Origin of the sequence: Primorskyibacter flagellatus (assembly GCF_014638275.1) — a bacterium.
Taxonomy (GTDB): Bacteria; Pseudomonadota; Alphaproteobacteria; order Rhodobacterales; family Rhodobacteraceae; genus Pseudooceanicola; species Pseudooceanicola flagellatus_A.
The window spans coordinates 397,011-410,970 of the sequence record NZ_BMFJ01000001.1 but is presented as its reverse complement, the minus strand read 5'-3'; the positions used below and the strand labels follow the sequence as shown (position 1 = coordinate 410,970).

Genomic DNA, 13,960 nt, shown 5'->3' with positions numbered 1-13,960 from the left:
TTATTTGGGTGCATGGACCCCCAGATTTGGTAAAGATTGCGCCGATGAGATCACAATAAGACCGAGCAGAGGCCCCATAAGAATGTTCGCATCCCTTTTCCGAAACCTGACCGCGCTTATTCTTGCGGTATCCCTTCAAGCCACGACCGTCCGTGCCCAATCCGGCGACCTCGTCTGGGTCCAGATCGAGGCGCAGCCTTCCCTTGCCCTGGCCGAGGAAGCGATCCGCGGTTATGCCGACCGCCTGCAGGACGTGAACGGGTTTGACCTCGGCGGTGGCTGGTACGGCATCGCGCTTGGCCCCTACACGCGGGACGATGCGAACCGCGTGCTTCAGGTGCTGCGCGGTGAGGGCGCGATCCCGCGCGACAGCTATATCGCTTTCCCCAACTCGTTCCGCCAGCAGTTCTGGCCGCGGGGCGCAAACACTCTCGCTGCGCCCACCCCCGCCGCCGAACCCGCACCGCAGCCGCAGCCCGAGGCATCCGTCCAGCCGGAGGCCGCGCCCGCCGAGCCGCAGATCACCATCGCCGAACCGGCCCCGCAGCCGGAACCGGAGCCGCAGGTCCCCGACGAAACCCCCTCCGAAGCGCGGCGGAGCGAGGCGCTGCTGACCGCCGAGGAACGCATGGAACTTCAGGTCGCGCTGAAATGGGCCGGGTTCTACGACAGCGCCATCGACGGCGCCTTCGGCCGGGGCACCCGGTCGTCCATGGCCGCCTGGCAGGAGGCCAACGGGATCGAGGCGACGGGCGTGCTGACCACCCGGCAGCGGGCCGAGCTTCTTCGCCAGTACAACGCCGTGCTCGACGGGCTGGACCTGCGCCGCATCAACGACGCCACTGCCGGCATCAGCATGATCATTCCCGCCGGCGTGGTGACCTTCGACCGTTACGAAGCACCCTTTGCCCATTTCGAACCGACCGGCGACATCGACGCGCGCCTCGTCCTGATCTCCCAGGACGGAGACCAGCAGTCGATGTACGGGCTTTACGACATCATGCAGACTCTCGCGATCATCCCCGAGGACGGGCCGCGCGAACGCCGCCCCGACGGGTTCACCATTGTCGGCGAGAACGCGCGCCTCGTGTCCCACACGGAGGTGACGCTCAGAAATGGCCGCATCAAGGGCTGGACGCTGGTCTGGCCCTCGGGCGACGAAGAGCGCCGCACCCGGCTGATCGGCGAGATGCAGAAGAGCTTCGAACGTATCGACGGCGTTGCCATCCCCGCTGCCATGGGGGCCGACAGCGGCCAGAACATCGACCTGCTGTCGGGACTCGAGATCCGCAAGCCCGTGATCTCCCGCTCGGGCTTCTTCGTGAACGACCGGGGCTATGCCGTGACCACCGCCGAGGCCGTGGCCCAGTGCGGTCGCATCACGCTTGACGGCCGCACCCAGGCCGAGGTCGCCGCTGTGGACAGCACCTCCGGCGTTGCCGTTCTGAAGCCCGTGGGCACCATCGCCCCGATCGGCTATGCCCGCTTCGCCACCACCACCCCGCGCCTGCAAAGCGAAGTCGCCGCCGCCGGGTACCCCTATGAGGGCCGCCTTGCTGCGCCGACGCTGACCTTCGGCAAGCTCGAGGAACTGCAGGGTCTCTCCGGCGAGGCGGGCGTCGAACGCCTGTCGATTTCGGCCCTGCCCGGCGACGCGGGCGGTCCGGTAATGGATCAGGCTGGCGCCGTGATCGGCATGATGCAGCCCGCCACCGCCGGGGGCCGCCAGCTGCCGCCGGGCGTCAGCTTTGCCGTCGACGGTCAGGTGGTTGTCGGGGTGATGGGACAGGCGGGTCTGTCCGCCGTTGCCGCCGACCCCGGCGCCGCGCTCGCACCCGAGGACATCACCCGCATCGGCATGGCCATGACCGTGCTGGTGTCCTGCTGGGAGTAAATGGGCACCCCGCGATCCGTTCGACAGACACGCGGACGTGTGACGGTTTCAGCTGCGTCGCGCCATCAGGATATTTGACCCGCCGGTCTCCGGATCGTCAACGACGAATTCGGTGACCGGCACACCCTGCCCCGCGAGGATGCGACGGTATTCCGCCGCGTCGAGACTGGCGTGGTAGACACGGTCTTTACCGACCTGCCCGTCCGACTCTCCCTCCGTTATGCCTGACGTCATCATCAGCACCCCGCCGGGGCGGAGATGCGCGGCGATCCGGGGCAATGCCGCGCGCTGCTCCTGCACCGTCAGGTGAAAGACGCTGTGCCACGCGACGATGCCATCGAAGGTCCGGCCAAGGTCCAGGTCGCGCATGTCGGCCTCGATCCATTCCGCGCGGGGGAACGTCGCCCTCGCGATCCTGAGCATGGAGGGAGAGAAATCCGCCCCGGTGACGCGGAACCCGGCGTCGAGAAGCAGACGTGCAACCGGTTCGCCGCTGCCGCATCCGAGGTCGAGAACTTCCGCCCCGTCCGGCAGAAGCGCTGCGAAGCGGCTGATCCAGCCGGTCTCCATCCGGCTTTCGCGCCGCCGGGCGTCAAAGGCGACCGCGTTCCGGTCGTAGACAGCGCGGACTCCGGCCGGATCCGCGCTCATCTCACGCCCGCCAGAACTGCACGGTGAGGATCGCGTAGACTGCCATCAGTTCCAGCCGACCGCAGAGCATCCCCACGGACAGCATCCATTTCGCCGTATCGTTCAGCGGACCGAAGTTGCCCGCCGGCCCGATGATCTCTCCCAGGCCGGGTCCGATATTGGCAATCGCCGTCGCCGCCCCGGAGATTGAGGTCACGAAATCCAGCCCCGTCAGTGCCAGCCCGACCGATAGCAGGCCGAGCGAGACAGTGAAGAAAACGAAGAAGGACATCACTGAGCTCATGACATCCGGCGGGATCGGTCGCCCCTCGAACCGTGGCGCGAACCGGCCGTGCGGCAGGTGGATACGCTTGATCTGCGTGCGGATCGCCGCGAAGAGGATCTGGTAACGGAAGATCTTGATCGAACAGGCGGTAGATCCGGCGCATCCGCCGACAAGGCCGACGAAGAAGAAGATGGTGATCAGGAACGGCCCCCAGGCCATGTAGTCGACAGAGGCATAGCCCGTGCCCGACATGATCGACACGATGTTGAACAGCGCCTCGCGCAGGGATTTTTCCCAGTGATGGGGAAAGATATGCAGCAGCGCGATGAAGGACACCCCGACAAAGGCGAGGATCGTCAGGAAAAACACCTGCGCCTGGCTGTCCTTGAACAGCGCGACCCGGTTGCCGTTCAGCATCTGCACGAAGCGCACGAAGGGCAGCGCGGCCAGGATCATGTAGACGGAGGCTGCGTATTCCATCGGCCCCTGGAAGGCCCCGAACGACGCATCCCGTGTCGAAAATCCACCCGTGGACAGCGTGGTCAGCGCATGCACCGTGGCGTCGAACGGGTCCATGCCGAGCACGAGGTAGGTAAAGGCGCAGGCCACGGTGAGCGCGACGTAGATCACGGAGATCTGGGCCGCGATTGCGGTGGCGCGGGGCAGGATCTTGCCCATGGTTTCAAAAGCTTCGGAGCGGAAAATCTGCATCCCGCCGACACGCAGTTCGGGCAGGAACACCATCGCCACCACGATGATCCCGATCCCGCCCAGCCACTGCAGGATCCCCCGCCACAACAGGATGCCGCGCGGCAGGGTGTCCAGCCCGGAAAACACGGTGGATCCCGTCGTGGTCATGCCCGACATCGCCTCGAAGAACGCATCGGTGAAGGACGCCTCGGTCGCGCCAAGCATGAAGGGCAGCGCCCCGAACAGCGGCAGCGCGGCCCAGACGCCGGTGGTCAGCAGGAAGGTCTGCTGCAGGGTCAGCCCCTCCTCCGTCCCGTTCTGGCAGGCAAGCGCGGTCAGCCCTCCGATGGCAAAGGTCAGCACCGCGGATTCCGCAAAGGCGGGCCAGTGGCCGCGCCCCTCCGCAATGTCGACGGCCAGCGGGATCAGCATGGTCAGGCCGAGGCAGGCAACCAGCAGGCCGATCACGTAACCGACGGGGCGCAGGTCGATCAGGGACCTGTGACGGACTCGGGGGGTGAGGGTTTTCAAGCCGGTGCGGTCCTTGATCCTGTCGCCTGTGGCACGGACGGAAGCGGGGGTTTTCCACCCCCGCGCCCCCGGAGGATATTTCAGGCAAGATGAAGAGTCAGGTGGTTTCCGAGACCGGCGCGGGGACAAGCCCGCCGATCTGTTCGATCAATTCGAGGATGCGCGGCAGCCCCTCCCCCGTCTTCAGGTTGGTGAAGACGAAGGGACGCGCACCGCGCTGGTGCTTGGCATCATGCTCCATCACCGAGAGGTTCGCGCCCACATGTGGCGCGAGGTCGATCTTGTTGATGACGAGGATGTCCGACTTCGTGATCGCCGGGCCTCCCTTCCGCGGGATCTCCTCACCGGCGGCGACGTCGATGACGTAGATCGTCATGTCCGCCAGTTCCGGCGAGAAGGTGGCGGACAGGTTGTCGCCACCCGATTCCACCAGGATCAGGTCCAGACCGGGAAAGTCGCGGTTCAGCTCCGCGATGGCGGCGAGGTTGATCGAGGCATCCTCGCGGATCGCGGTATGCGGACAGCCCCCTGTCTCCACCCCCCGGATCCGGTCCGACGGCAGCGCCTGCATTCTCGTCAGCGCATCCGCATCTTCGCGCGTGTAGATGTCGTTGGTCACGACCGCCATGTTCACGCGGTCCCGGAGCGCCCGGCAGAGCGCCGCCGTCAGCGTCGTCTTGCCCGCACCGACCGGGCCGCCGAGGCCGATGCGGAGGGGTCCGTGGGGAGAGGACATTGCGGGCTCCTTAGCTCTGGAACAGGCGGGTGGTAAGGGTTTCATGTGACATGGAGGCGAGGTCCAGCGCAATGGCCGCGGTGCCGATCCGGTCCGTGTCGCCGTGCATCGCACCTTCAGCCAGCGCCGGGATCGCCGAGGAGAGCGTTTGCGTGATGCGCTGCCCGTCGGTCTGGCCAAGCGGCACCAGCCGCACGGCGGCAGAGGCGAGGTTGGCGACGAAGGCCTGTAGAAACAGCTTCAGAGTGAGGTCGACCGGCAGTTCACACAGCCGCGCGGCCCGACCCAGCACCACCGGATAGGGCGCTTCCGGCAGGTCATGGCCGGTGAGCGCCGTGATGGTCGCAGCGAGGGCGGTGCCGGTCTGCAGCGTCTCCGCCCGCCGTTCGCGCGAAGGCGACAGGGCCAGCGCCAGCGCGGTCAGGCCGGGTATCGCGTCGGCCTCCCCCCGCCAGGCCGCTGCCAGCAGGATCGCATCCGCCTGCCCCGCCCCATGCTGCAATGCCGTGCCGATCCAGTCGCAAGCGGTATCGCGGTCGTGGACCAGCCCCTGGACAACAACCGTCTCCAGCCCGTGGGAATAGGAGAATGCGCCAACCGGAAAGGCCGGGGACAGCCACTGATGCAGCACCAGCGCGGGGTCAGAGGGCATCATCGTCATCGTGGGGATGGGCGTGGTCGTCGTCATCGTCGTGGGAATGGCCGTGCCCGACATGAACATGGACATGCGAATGGTCGTGTCCGTGTGTCCGCCCCATGCCGTAGGCCCCCCCGGCGGGACGGAAGGGTTCGCGGACATCGGCCAGTTCGGCGCCAAGCCGGGAGAGCATATCGGCCATCACCGCATCCCGGCGGATCAGCAGCCGCGTCTCTTCTATCTGGCAGGGAGTGTGACGATTGCCGATGTGCCAGGCGAGCGTCACCAGCGCATCGCCCCGTATTTCGACAAGGTCTTCGTCCGCGGCAAGGATTTCGACCAGCGATCCGTCTGCAAGAACGAAACAGTCGCCATCTTCAAGCGACATCGTTTCCGCCAGATCGACAAGGAAGGCCGTGCCGCGATCCGTATGCAGGACCTTTCGGCGCAGGAACCGCGCTTCGTAGTCCAAAGTCACGTGATCCTGGGGGCTTTGCCCTCTACGATCGTGGACACGCAGGACAGCATGGGCGGCGGCGGAGGGCGCGGTCATCGCGCCCCCCGTCCGGACATGGGTGCGATCAGATGTAGAACAGATCGCGGAAGACGTAGGCCGGAATGGTGTCCCGGGTGATGCCCAGTTTTGCAAGCTGTGCGTCGGACAGCGCGTTCAGACGGGCGATCTGGTCGGCACGCGAGCGGCGCTCCATGTAGGTGACCATGCCGCGGCCGAGCGCTGCAAAGAAGGATGCGATGCCCGAGCGGAAGCCGGCGTCGGCGATGTGAGTGGTGGTGTTTGCCATTGGAAACCTCAATAAGTCTGTGTTCGGTTCCCCCCCTTGCCAACAACAATAGGTCAGCGATTGCGACCTGACCATACTCATTTCCGAAGCCCCGCCATGCAGATGCTGCAACGCAGAATTCCTCTGCACCCGCATTCGACCCCGCCTGCCGTCTCATGCGCGACACCCTCAGAACAGGAAATACCGCTGCGCCATTGGCAGCACCTCGGCTGGTTCGCAGGTCAGCAATTCGCCGTCCGCGCGCACCTCGTAGGTTTCGGAGTGCACCTCGATCTTCGGCAGCGCATCGTTCAGCTTGAGGTCCTTCTTCCCGATATTGCGGGTGTTGAGCACCGCGATGGTTTCCTTTGCCAACCCGTATTTCGCGCCCACCCCTTCGGCCTGCGCCGCTGCCGAGACGAAGACGACGGCAGACCGTTCCACCGCCCGACCGAAGGCCCCGAACATGGGCCGGGTGTAGACCGGCTGCGGCGTGGGGATCGACGCGTTAGGATCGCCCATCTGGGCTGCGGCGATGGTTCCGCCGATCAGCACCATCTCGGGCTTCACACCGAAGAAGGCCGGGGACCAAAGCACCAGATCCGCGCGCTTTCCCTCCTCGATGGACCCGATCTGGTGGCTGAGACCATGCGCGATCGCCGGGTTGATCGTGTACTTGGCGACGTAGCGCTTCACCCGGAAATTGTCGTTTGCACCGGTCTCCTCGGGAAGCCGCCCGCGCTGCTTCTTCATTTTGTCAGCGGTCTGCCAGGTTCGGATGATCACCTCTCCGACACGCCCCATGGCCTGACTGTCCGAGGCGATGATCGAAAAGGCCCCCATGTCGTGCAGGATGTCTTCCGCCGCAATGGTCTCACGCCGGATGCGGCTCTCGGCAAAGGCGACGTCTTCCGGGATCGACTTGTCGAGGTGGTGGCAAACCATCAGCATGTCGAGATGTTCGTCGAGCGTGTTGACCGTGAAAGGCCGCGTCGGGTTCGTCGAAGAGGGCAGCACATGAGCTTCGCCGCATATCTTGATGATATCGGGCGCATGTCCCCCGCCGGCACCTTCGGTATGGAAGGCGTGGATCGTGCGGCCCTTCATCGCCTTCACGGTGTTCTCCACGAAACCGGATTCGTTCAACGTGTCGGTATGAATCATCACCTGCACGTCATAGTCATCCGCGACCGAAAGGCAGCAATCGATGGCGCCGGGGGTGGTGCCCCAGTCCTCGTGCAGCTTGAGCGAACAGGCACCCGCCTTGATCTGTTCCTCAAGCCCGGCGGGGAGAGAGGCGTTGCCCTTCCCCGCAAAGGCGAGGTTCATCGGAAAGGCGTCGGCAGCCTGCAGCATCCGTTCCATATGCCAGGGCCCGGGCGTCACGGTGGTGGCCAGAGTCCCATGCGCCGGACCCGTGCCACCGCCGAGCATCGTGGTCAGGCCGGAATGCAATGCGTCTTCGATCTGCTGCGGACAGATGAAATGGATGTGGCTGTCGAACCCTCCCGCGGTGAGGATCTTTCCTTCTCCCGCAATGGCTTCGGTGCCGGGGCCGACGATGATGTCGACGCCGGGCTGGGTGTCAGGGTTGCCCGCCTTGCCGATCTTGTGGATGCGCCCGTCGCGCAGACCCACGTCTGCCTTGTAGATGCCCGTCCAGTCGAGGATCAGCGCATTGGTGATGACGGTGTCGACCGCCCCTTCGGCCCGCGTCTTCTGTGATTGCCCCATACCGTCGCGGATCACCTTGCCACCGCCGAACTTGACCTCCTCACCGTAAAGCGGGCCGTTTCCGCCCGATCCGGCGAGGTCGGCGGTCAGGTCGCGCTCAACCTCGATGATCAGGTCGGTATCGGCCAGGCGCACCTTGTCGCCGGTGGTCGGACCGAACATTGCGGCATAATCGGCGCGGGAAATCTGGGTTGGCATCGCGGTCCTCCTGCATGGGCCTCCCCGGCCCCTCGGCACGATCCTAATCAGCCCGCAGGATCAAGGGAAACCCCTCTCGCAGAGCCGGGCGAGGGTTCCACGGCTCAGTGGTCAGGAAAAAGGCAGACGTTACCGCCGCTTGCCTGTCTTTGTCAGCCGTTTGCGGTTGGCCTGCGCCTTGCGATGCAGCGGCTTGAGAGCCACCCCCATGGCCGCCGGAACCCCCGCGCCCGACGCCATCGCCACAGCACCCTTCAACCAGGCGTCGGTAAAAGCGGGCGCCTTTTCCTCGACCATGCGCATGGCTTCTCCGGGCGGCAGCGCCATGAGCCCGGCGAGACCCGCAATGCGGATTGCCATGACGGTTTGCGCTTCGACGCCAAGGCGGGCCACCGCCCAGCCAAGGCGCATTGCATCGAACATATCGGACTTTTGTTTTGCCATCAGCCGCACCCCTGACCCACGGCTCGATGCTGCGGCGCAGCATCGGCAAGGTCAAGGATTAACGGTGCGCGCGCGGAAAGGTTCCCGGGAGAATTAAAGGGGCCCCATGACCTGCTGATTGAACCCATAGATCGTGCGCGCCCCCGAGACCGGGATCAAATTCACTTCGCGCCGCTGCCCGGGTTCGAACCGCACTGCCGTGCCGGCCGCGATGTCCAGGCGCATTCCCCGCGCCGCAGCCCGGTCGAAATCCAGCGCCTCGTTCGCCTCGGCGAAGTGGTAATGCGACCCGACCTGTACCGGGCGGTCCCCGGTATTCGCAACCATCAAGGTCACCGACTGCTTGCCGGCGTTCAGGGTCAGCGTCCCGTCGGCGGGAATGACCTCCCCGGGGATCACTTGCGCACCTGTCCGGCAACCCGTACCGGAATGGGTTTCGGAGCCGGAGCCAACCCCAGTGCTGCGGCGATTTTGTCTATGATGTTCAGCATTCTAACCCCCGTAGCTCATCGGATCGGATTGTGGACGGTCACGAGTTTGGTCCCGTCCGGAAATGTCGCTTCGACCTGCACCTCGTGCAGCATCTCTGCAATGCCTTCCATGCACTGGTCGACCGAGACGACCCTGGCCCCCTCCTGCATGAGCGCCGCAACCGACTTGCCGTCCCGCGCGCCTTCGACCACCGCATCGGTTATCAACGCGACAGCCTCCGGATAGTTCAGTTTCACGCCGCGAGACAGGCGCTTCCGCGCCACCTCCGCGGCCATCGCTATGAGAAGTTTGTCCTTTTCGCGGGGGGTCAACTGCATATCAGAGAATCCAGGTCTTGGGAATATCGGTGCCCGTCAGGGCGCGGATCGCGGGGATGAGGCTTCGGCGCAGGGCGAACCCGTCCGCCGCCAGCACTCGGGCGAAAAGCACGCCGGGCCGGATCAGGCTCGCCCCGCCGCCGGAACCAAGCGCGCGGCGCAGCCGGTCCAGAGCAAGATCGGCGTCACGGGCCACCAGAAGCAGGCTTGCCATGGCCCGTGCACCACCAGCCACGGCGGGCCGATCCAGGAGATTCTGAACCGGGCCGTCCAGCAGTAAATTATCGGCAAAGATCAATTCTTCACCCATCCGGACACGCCAGCGGTCAGAAAAATATCCGGTTTGCACAATTTCACCCATGGCGGCGCGACCGAAAATAACAGGCTCGACAGCCAGAAAACGTCCCTCCGGATCGACCTCGGCATTGATCGTCCGGTCAAGTGCCGCGCGGTCAAAGACGATGGTCTCCTGCGGCAACCAGTCCAGCCGCGCGCCCGGCCCGACCCGCAGGATGGTGCGCACGCGACCAACCTCTCCGGGCTGGGCGCGGTAGATGCGTTCGGCCGCCTGCGTGGTCAGCACCAGATGCGACCCGGGCTCCGCCCGACCGGTCAGACGAAAGCGGTCACCGCCGGTAATCCCCCCGCCGGTATTCAGCACCACAGCCTGCAGAGCAGAGGAAAAAGCCCGCGGGAACAGCGCCTTGAACGATCCGGACTGATGCAGATCCGCAATCCGCGACACCCCGCCCCGCAGTTTTGCCGAAACCTCGAGCAACCCGCGCGCCCTTGGCTGGCGCTGAAGCAGCGGTCCGGTTTGCGGAACAGATATGGCGTCGGCGTTAATGGCGGTTCCCTCCCGTCTGGCAGAGAGTAACGGCTTTGCCACGGAACGGGAGAGGAAATTTGCCCCTCCCGCCGTTTTTGCCCGCGCTATGGTTGATCGCCCAAAATCCAAGCGACCGCAGTGGTTATCGGGTGTGATGCAGCGTCGCGAAGAGCTTCGGGTCGAGGCTCGCGGCCTCGAACGTCGGACCCTCTGTCAGGATCGACACGGCGTCGTGACTGTGAAGGCTTTCCTGGTGGCTCGCAACGATCCGGAAATCTCCGACCCGCGGATCATCCTCAAGGGCCTGCGCGAACAGGCGCGCCGCGTCTTCGACAAACATCGGATTCGCGGCGTTTAGTTCCGCAAAGGCCTGTTCGTCTTCGCGTTTCACCATCACCTGCGTCTCCGTCGGCACGGCGGTGCGGGCCATGTCGATCAGGTCCTCGAACCAAAGCCGCCCCTCTCCCGTCAGCACGACGGAGATCCGCGCAACCGAGCGCTGCGAATGCGGCGTGGCCAGTTGCCCACGTTCCCGCCTGGCGTGCTCTGACAGTTCCAGAGAGCAGGGGCAGGTCGAGGAATAGACATAGTCGAGATGCAGGATCCGCAGCCGTTGCCCGGCAGTTTCCACCAGCTCAAGCGCGATGTCGTAATACTGATAGCCTTCCAGCCCGGACCGGAGCGACCGGACCTTGAGAGGGTAGGACAGCCGCATCTGGATCCGCGCATCGAGGCTGTCGAGGTCGGTCTTGTAGTCGTCCAGCGCCGCCTCGATCACCTCGAAGGAGAAGGTCTTTTCCGCATGGGCGTAGAAGGAACGCATGATACGGCTCATGTTGATGCCCTTGCGGTCGGCCTGAAGGCTGACCGACCCGGTGACCGAGCTTTCCAGAGTCAGCGCACCGCCGTCACGGGTCCGATAGCGGATCGGCAGGCGGAAGTTGTGGATCCCCACGTGCTGGATGGACCGGCGCGAGCCGCGGATCAGGCTGGCCGGGCCGTTCTGCAGATCGGGCAGGGTCGCACGATAGGCGGGACCGGCGACGAAATCTTCGGGATACTCGGTAGAAAGCAGGGGATAATCGCCGTCGGTCAGCAACCGAGCGACGGCCGGGTCGAGCGCACCGATCTCTGCGTTCGAGGCGGTAGCCGCCCATTGCCGCAATGTGCGCAACGCTTCTGCCGCATCATCGCGATCCGGCGCTGGCGTCATGTCCTCCGGGTGAATGTTCATCGGCTCCCCCTTTCAGGGTCGGTGTCCCCTCAGATATAGGCGCGACCCGCTGGATTTTCCATCTCACCGGATCGTACGCACCGGGGCCCCGACCGGATGACTGCTCAGATCCTGTCGAGCGCCTGCATCAGGTCGCCGATCAGGTCCGCCGGATCCTCCAGCCCTGCCGACAGGCGCACCGTCCCGTCGGAAATGCCGAGGATGTCCTTCTGTTCTTGCGGCAGACGCTGGTGCGTGGTCGTCGCGGGATGGGTCACGATCGATTTGCTGTCCGCGAAGTTGTTGGAGATCGTGAAGACTTCCAGCGCGTTGAGCATCCGGAAGCAGGTTTCCTTGCCGCCCGCCACGTCGAAGGAGATCACGGTCCCGCCCGATTCCGCCTGTGCCATGGCAACCGCGTGCTGCGGATGGCTGGAGAGCCCCGGATAGCGTACGCCCGCCAGTTTCGGATGACCTTCGAGCGCCTGCGCGATCTCCAGCGCCGTGGCGGCCTGCGCCCGTACGCGCAGGTCAAGGGAATCGAGCGATTTCAGCTGCACCCATGCCGTAAACGGGTTCATCGCCCCGCCGGTGTGCTTCATGTAGGCCTCGATAGGCCCGCGGATCAGGTCCTTGCTGCCGCAGATCATCCCGCCAAGCATCCGCCCCTGCCCATCCACATGCTTGGTCGTCGAAATCACGCAGAGATCGGCGCCAAGCCGTGCTGAATAGGAATAGATCGGCGTCGCCATCGCGTCGTCGACCACCACAAGCGCCCCCTTGGAATGGGCGACCTTCACCACATGGGCCAGGTCGATGACCTCCAGCGTGGGGTTGGACACCGATTCCAGGAAAACCAGCGCCGTGTCCTCCGTGATCGCCTCGGTCCAGGCCGAATTGTCCGTACCGTCGACCAGGGTAACGCGGACCCCGAAGCGTGCCAGCACGTCTTCAAGCACGTAGAGGCACGATCCGAACAGCGCCCGCGCCGCCACAACATGATCCCCGGCCTTCAGCAGCGCCGTCAGCGCCCCCGTCACCGCCGCCATGCCAGAGGTACAGGCGAACCCGTCCTCGTAGCCCACGATCTGCGAGAGGCGGTTTTCGAACATGCGCACCGTGGGGTTGCCGTAGCGGGCATAGATGAATTCGTCGTCGCCCAGGTCCTTGAACCTGGCCTCCGCCGCTTCGGCTGTATCGTAGACGAAGCCCTGCGTCAGGAAGATCGCCTCGCTTACCTCGCCATACTGCGACCGGCGGGTGCCGCCATGCACGAGCGTGGTGCGTTTGCTCCAGTTGGTCTTGGTCATCTCGTCATCTCCGGGACCGACCACTTGGGGGGCGGGTCGGCCAAATGAAAACCCCCAGACGCGGCCAAGCGTGGGGGTCCCCGACGACTGGCCTTTTAGCGGAATGTTTTGTGTGGCCCGCAATCCGGCAACAAATCGCCACGGCGGCTGTCTAGCGCCGGTGCGGGAGGCGGGTCAAGTGTTACGGCTCTGTCATCCAACCATCAACCAGGTGTCGTATGCGCCGGTTATCCTACTGCTAGATGATTGGTGCCGGACTAGGGATATGACCCTGTTGAGGATCAACATGCAGGAACAGGGTCTGGCAATGCACGGATCCGCCCTGCCCGTCGCGGATACGATCCGGGACGCCGCGCGCGGCATCGGCCCCGTGATCCTGATGATCCATGGCTTCAAGTTCGAACCCGGCCATCCCGACCATTGCCCCCATGCGCATATCTTCTCGCTCCGCAATGATCACGACTGTTGGAAAGCGCGCAGCTGGCCGCGCGAACTGGGGCTGGACGGATCGGCGCCGGAGCGGCTTGGCGTGGCCTTCGGCTGGCCCGCGCGCGGATCGATCTGGCAGGCTTACGCGCAGGCCGCAGAGGCCGGGCGCGCGCTGGCCGAGCTGATCCGCCTGATCCGCCGCGCCGCGCCGCACCGGCCCATTCACGCCGTGGCGCATTCGCTTGGCGCGCGGGTGGTGTTGTCTGCCCTGCCGCACCTGCCCCCCCATGCCCTGAGCCGAGCGATCCTGCTGGCGGGGGCGGAGTTCAGCAGCGCCGCCGAGGCCGCGCTCGACACGCCCGCGGGGCGCACGGTGGAGGTCCTGAGCATCACGAGCCGGGAAAACCGCCTTTACGATCGCCTACTGGAGCAGGTCATCGCCGCACCACATCGGCGCGACGCGGCCCTTGGCCGAAGGTCGCCGCGCAGGGGCAACTGGCTGACCCTGCCGCTGGACGATGCCGCGACACTCAGCGCCCTGCGCGGCCTTGGGCATGACATCGCCCCGCCACAGCGTCGCGTCTGCCACTGGTCGTCCTATCTGAGGCCCGGTGTCTTTCCCTTTTACGCCGCACTGCTGACAGAGCCGCAAAGGCTGCCGCTGCCCGTACTGCGCCGCAGTCTGGAACGGGAGGAGCAGGCAATTGCCGGCTGGCGTCTCCGCCTGCCCGCCTTCAGCCTGCCCCTGCCCATGGGCAACGCCGCCCCCTGAGCTGTGACAGGGGCGCTGCCCCTGCGGAGCCATCTG

At 65.3% G+C, this 13,960-nt stretch carries 15 protein-coding genes and 1 riboswitch; of the genes, 2 read left to right on the top strand and 13 right to left on the bottom strand.

The genetic code is table 11. From position 1 onward, the window contains the following. The first annotated feature begins 82 nt into the window (after window positions 1-82). Window positions 83-1,894 carry a trypsin-like peptidase domain-containing protein gene (locus tag IEV87_RS02045; protein WP_188475966.1) on the top strand — a complete coding sequence of 604 codons (1,812 nt, stop codon included), beginning with the start codon at window positions 83-85 and terminating at the stop codon, window positions 1,892-1,894. Window positions 1,895-1,942: 48 nt separating this feature from the next. On the opposite strand, the gene IEV87_RS02040 is transcribed toward IEV87_RS02045, so the two are convergent. The 13 genes from IEV87_RS02040 to IEV87_RS01980 form a co-directional block, all read right to left on the bottom strand. Continuing rightward, the gene (locus IEV87_RS02040; RefSeq protein ID WP_188475965.1) at window positions 1,943-2,545 is read right to left on the bottom strand and encodes a class I SAM-dependent methyltransferase; all 603 of its coding nucleotides are present in this window, start codon (window positions 2,543-2,545) and stop codon (window positions 1,943-1,945) included. Window position 2,546: 1 nt separating this feature from the next. Further along, on the bottom strand, window positions 2,547-3,995 hold the full coding sequence (locus IEV87_RS02035; RefSeq protein ID WP_188478321.1) for a TrkH family potassium uptake protein: 1,449 nt from the start codon (window positions 3,993-3,995) through the stop codon (window positions 2,547-2,549). A 133-nt stretch (window positions 3,996-4,128) separates the two neighbouring features. Further along, window positions 4,129-4,767, bottom strand: a complete 639-nt coding sequence (ureG, locus tag IEV87_RS02030; protein ID WP_188475964.1) for an urease accessory protein UreG — start codon at window positions 4,765-4,767, stop codon at window positions 4,129-4,131. Between the two features lie 10 nt (window positions 4,768-4,777). Beyond that, the gene (locus tag IEV87_RS02025; RefSeq protein WP_188478320.1) at window positions 4,778-5,419 is read right to left on the bottom strand and encodes an urease accessory protein UreF; all 642 of its coding nucleotides are present in this window, start codon (window positions 5,417-5,419) and stop codon (window positions 4,778-4,780) included. After that, on the bottom strand, window positions 5,409-5,957 hold the full coding sequence (locus IEV87_RS02020) for an urease accessory protein UreE (protein ID WP_188475963.1): 549 nt from the start codon (window positions 5,955-5,957) through the stop codon (window positions 5,409-5,411). Before IEV87_RS02020 ends, IEV87_RS02025 begins: the two co-directional genes overlap by 11 nt. Window positions 5,958-5,985: 28 nt before the next feature. Further along, the gene (locus tag IEV87_RS02015) at window positions 5,986-6,207 is read right to left on the bottom strand and encodes a DUF1127 domain-containing protein (RefSeq protein ID WP_188475962.1); all 222 of its coding nucleotides are present in this window, start codon (window positions 6,205-6,207) and stop codon (window positions 5,986-5,988) included. A gap of 168 nt (window positions 6,208-6,375) precedes the next feature. Then, on the bottom strand, window positions 6,376-8,118 hold the full coding sequence (gene ureC / locus IEV87_RS02010) for an urease subunit alpha (RefSeq protein WP_188475961.1): 1,743 nt from the start codon (window positions 8,116-8,118) through the stop codon (window positions 6,376-6,378). Window positions 8,119-8,247: 129 nt separating this feature from the next. Next, on the bottom strand, window positions 8,248-8,562 hold the full coding sequence (locus IEV87_RS02005) for an antifreeze protein (protein WP_188475960.1): 315 nt from the start codon (window positions 8,560-8,562) through the stop codon (window positions 8,248-8,250). 93 nt (window positions 8,563-8,655) lie between these two features. Next, window positions 8,656-8,961, bottom strand: coding sequence for an urease subunit beta (locus IEV87_RS02000; RefSeq protein WP_188475959.1), 306 nt, complete (start codon window positions 8,959-8,961; stop codon window positions 8,656-8,658). A gap of 107 nt (window positions 8,962-9,068) precedes the next feature. After that, window positions 9,069-9,371, bottom strand: a complete 303-nt coding sequence (locus tag IEV87_RS01995) for an urease subunit gamma (RefSeq protein WP_188475958.1) — start codon at window positions 9,369-9,371, stop codon at window positions 9,069-9,071. 1 nt (window position 9,372) lies between these two features. Further along, a complete protein-coding gene (locus tag IEV87_RS01990) occupies window positions 9,373-10,329 on the bottom strand; it encodes an urease accessory protein UreD (protein WP_308419874.1) in 957 nt (318 codons plus the stop codon). Window positions 10,330-10,342: 13 nt separating this feature from the next. Further along, entirely contained in the window at window positions 10,343-11,434 is a 1,092-nt protein-coding gene (folE2, locus tag IEV87_RS01985; RefSeq protein WP_188475957.1) for a GTP cyclohydrolase FolE2, read from the bottom strand. A 104-nt stretch (window positions 11,435-11,538) separates the two neighbouring features. Continuing rightward, window positions 11,539-12,723, bottom strand: a complete 1,185-nt coding sequence (locus tag IEV87_RS01980) for an aminotransferase class V-fold PLP-dependent enzyme (RefSeq protein WP_188475956.1) — start codon at window positions 12,721-12,723, stop codon at window positions 11,539-11,541. A gap of 75 nt (window positions 12,724-12,798) precedes the next feature. Next, a riboswitch (SAM riboswitch) is annotated at window positions 12,799-12,875 on the bottom strand. A 113-nt stretch (window positions 12,876-12,988) separates the two neighbouring features. Between IEV87_RS01980 and IEV87_RS01975 the strand changes: the two genes are divergently transcribed. After that, window positions 12,989-13,924, top strand: coding sequence for a DUF726 domain-containing protein (locus IEV87_RS01975; RefSeq protein WP_188475955.1), 936 nt, complete (start codon window positions 12,989-12,991; stop codon window positions 13,922-13,924). Window positions 13,925-13,960 lie beyond the last annotated feature (36 nt).

What these genes read in the sequence shown, in the direction of transcription:
- IEV87_RS02045 (WP_188475966.1), top strand. Translation starts at nt 83, where the DNA reads ATGTTCGCATCCCTTTTCCGAAACCTGACCGCGCTTATTCTTGCGGTA.
- IEV87_RS02040 (WP_188475965.1), bottom strand. Translation starts at nt 2,545, where the DNA reads ATGAGCGCGGATCCGGCCGGAGTCCGCGCTGTCTACGACCGGAACGCG.
- ureG (WP_188475964.1), bottom strand. Translation starts at nt 4,767, where the DNA reads ATGTCCTCTCCCCACGGACCCCTCCGCATCGGCCTCGGCGGCCCGGTC.
- IEV87_RS02025 (WP_188478320.1), bottom strand. Translation starts at nt 5,419, where the DNA reads ATGCCCTCTGACCCCGCGCTGGTGCTGCATCAGTGGCTGTCCCCGGCC.
- IEV87_RS02020 (WP_188475963.1), bottom strand. Translation starts at nt 5,957, where the DNA reads ATGACCGCGCCCTCCGCCGCCGCCCATGCTGTCCTGCGTGTCCACGAT.
- IEV87_RS02015 (WP_188475962.1), bottom strand. Translation starts at nt 6,207, where the DNA reads ATGGCAAACACCACCACTCACATCGCCGACGCCGGCTTCCGCTCGGGC.
- ureC (WP_188475961.1), bottom strand. Translation starts at nt 8,118, where the DNA reads ATGCCAACCCAGATTTCCCGCGCCGATTATGCCGCAATGTTCGGTCCG.
- IEV87_RS02005 (WP_188475960.1), bottom strand. Translation starts at nt 8,562, where the DNA reads ATGGCAAAACAAAAGTCCGATATGTTCGATGCAATGCGCCTTGGCTGG.
- IEV87_RS01995 (WP_188475958.1), bottom strand. Translation starts at nt 9,371, where the DNA reads ATGCAGTTGACCCCCCGCGAAAAGGACAAACTTCTCATAGCGATGGCC.
- folE2 (WP_188475957.1), bottom strand. Translation starts at nt 11,434, where the DNA reads ATGAACATTCACCCGGAGGACATGACGCCAGCGCCGGATCGCGATGAT.
- IEV87_RS01980 (WP_188475956.1), bottom strand. Translation starts at nt 12,723, where the DNA reads ATGACCAAGACCAACTGGAGCAAACGCACCACGCTCGTGCATGGCGGC.
- IEV87_RS01975 (WP_188475955.1), top strand. Translation starts at nt 12,989, where the DNA reads ATGACCCTGTTGAGGATCAACATGCAGGAACAGGGTCTGGCAATGCAC.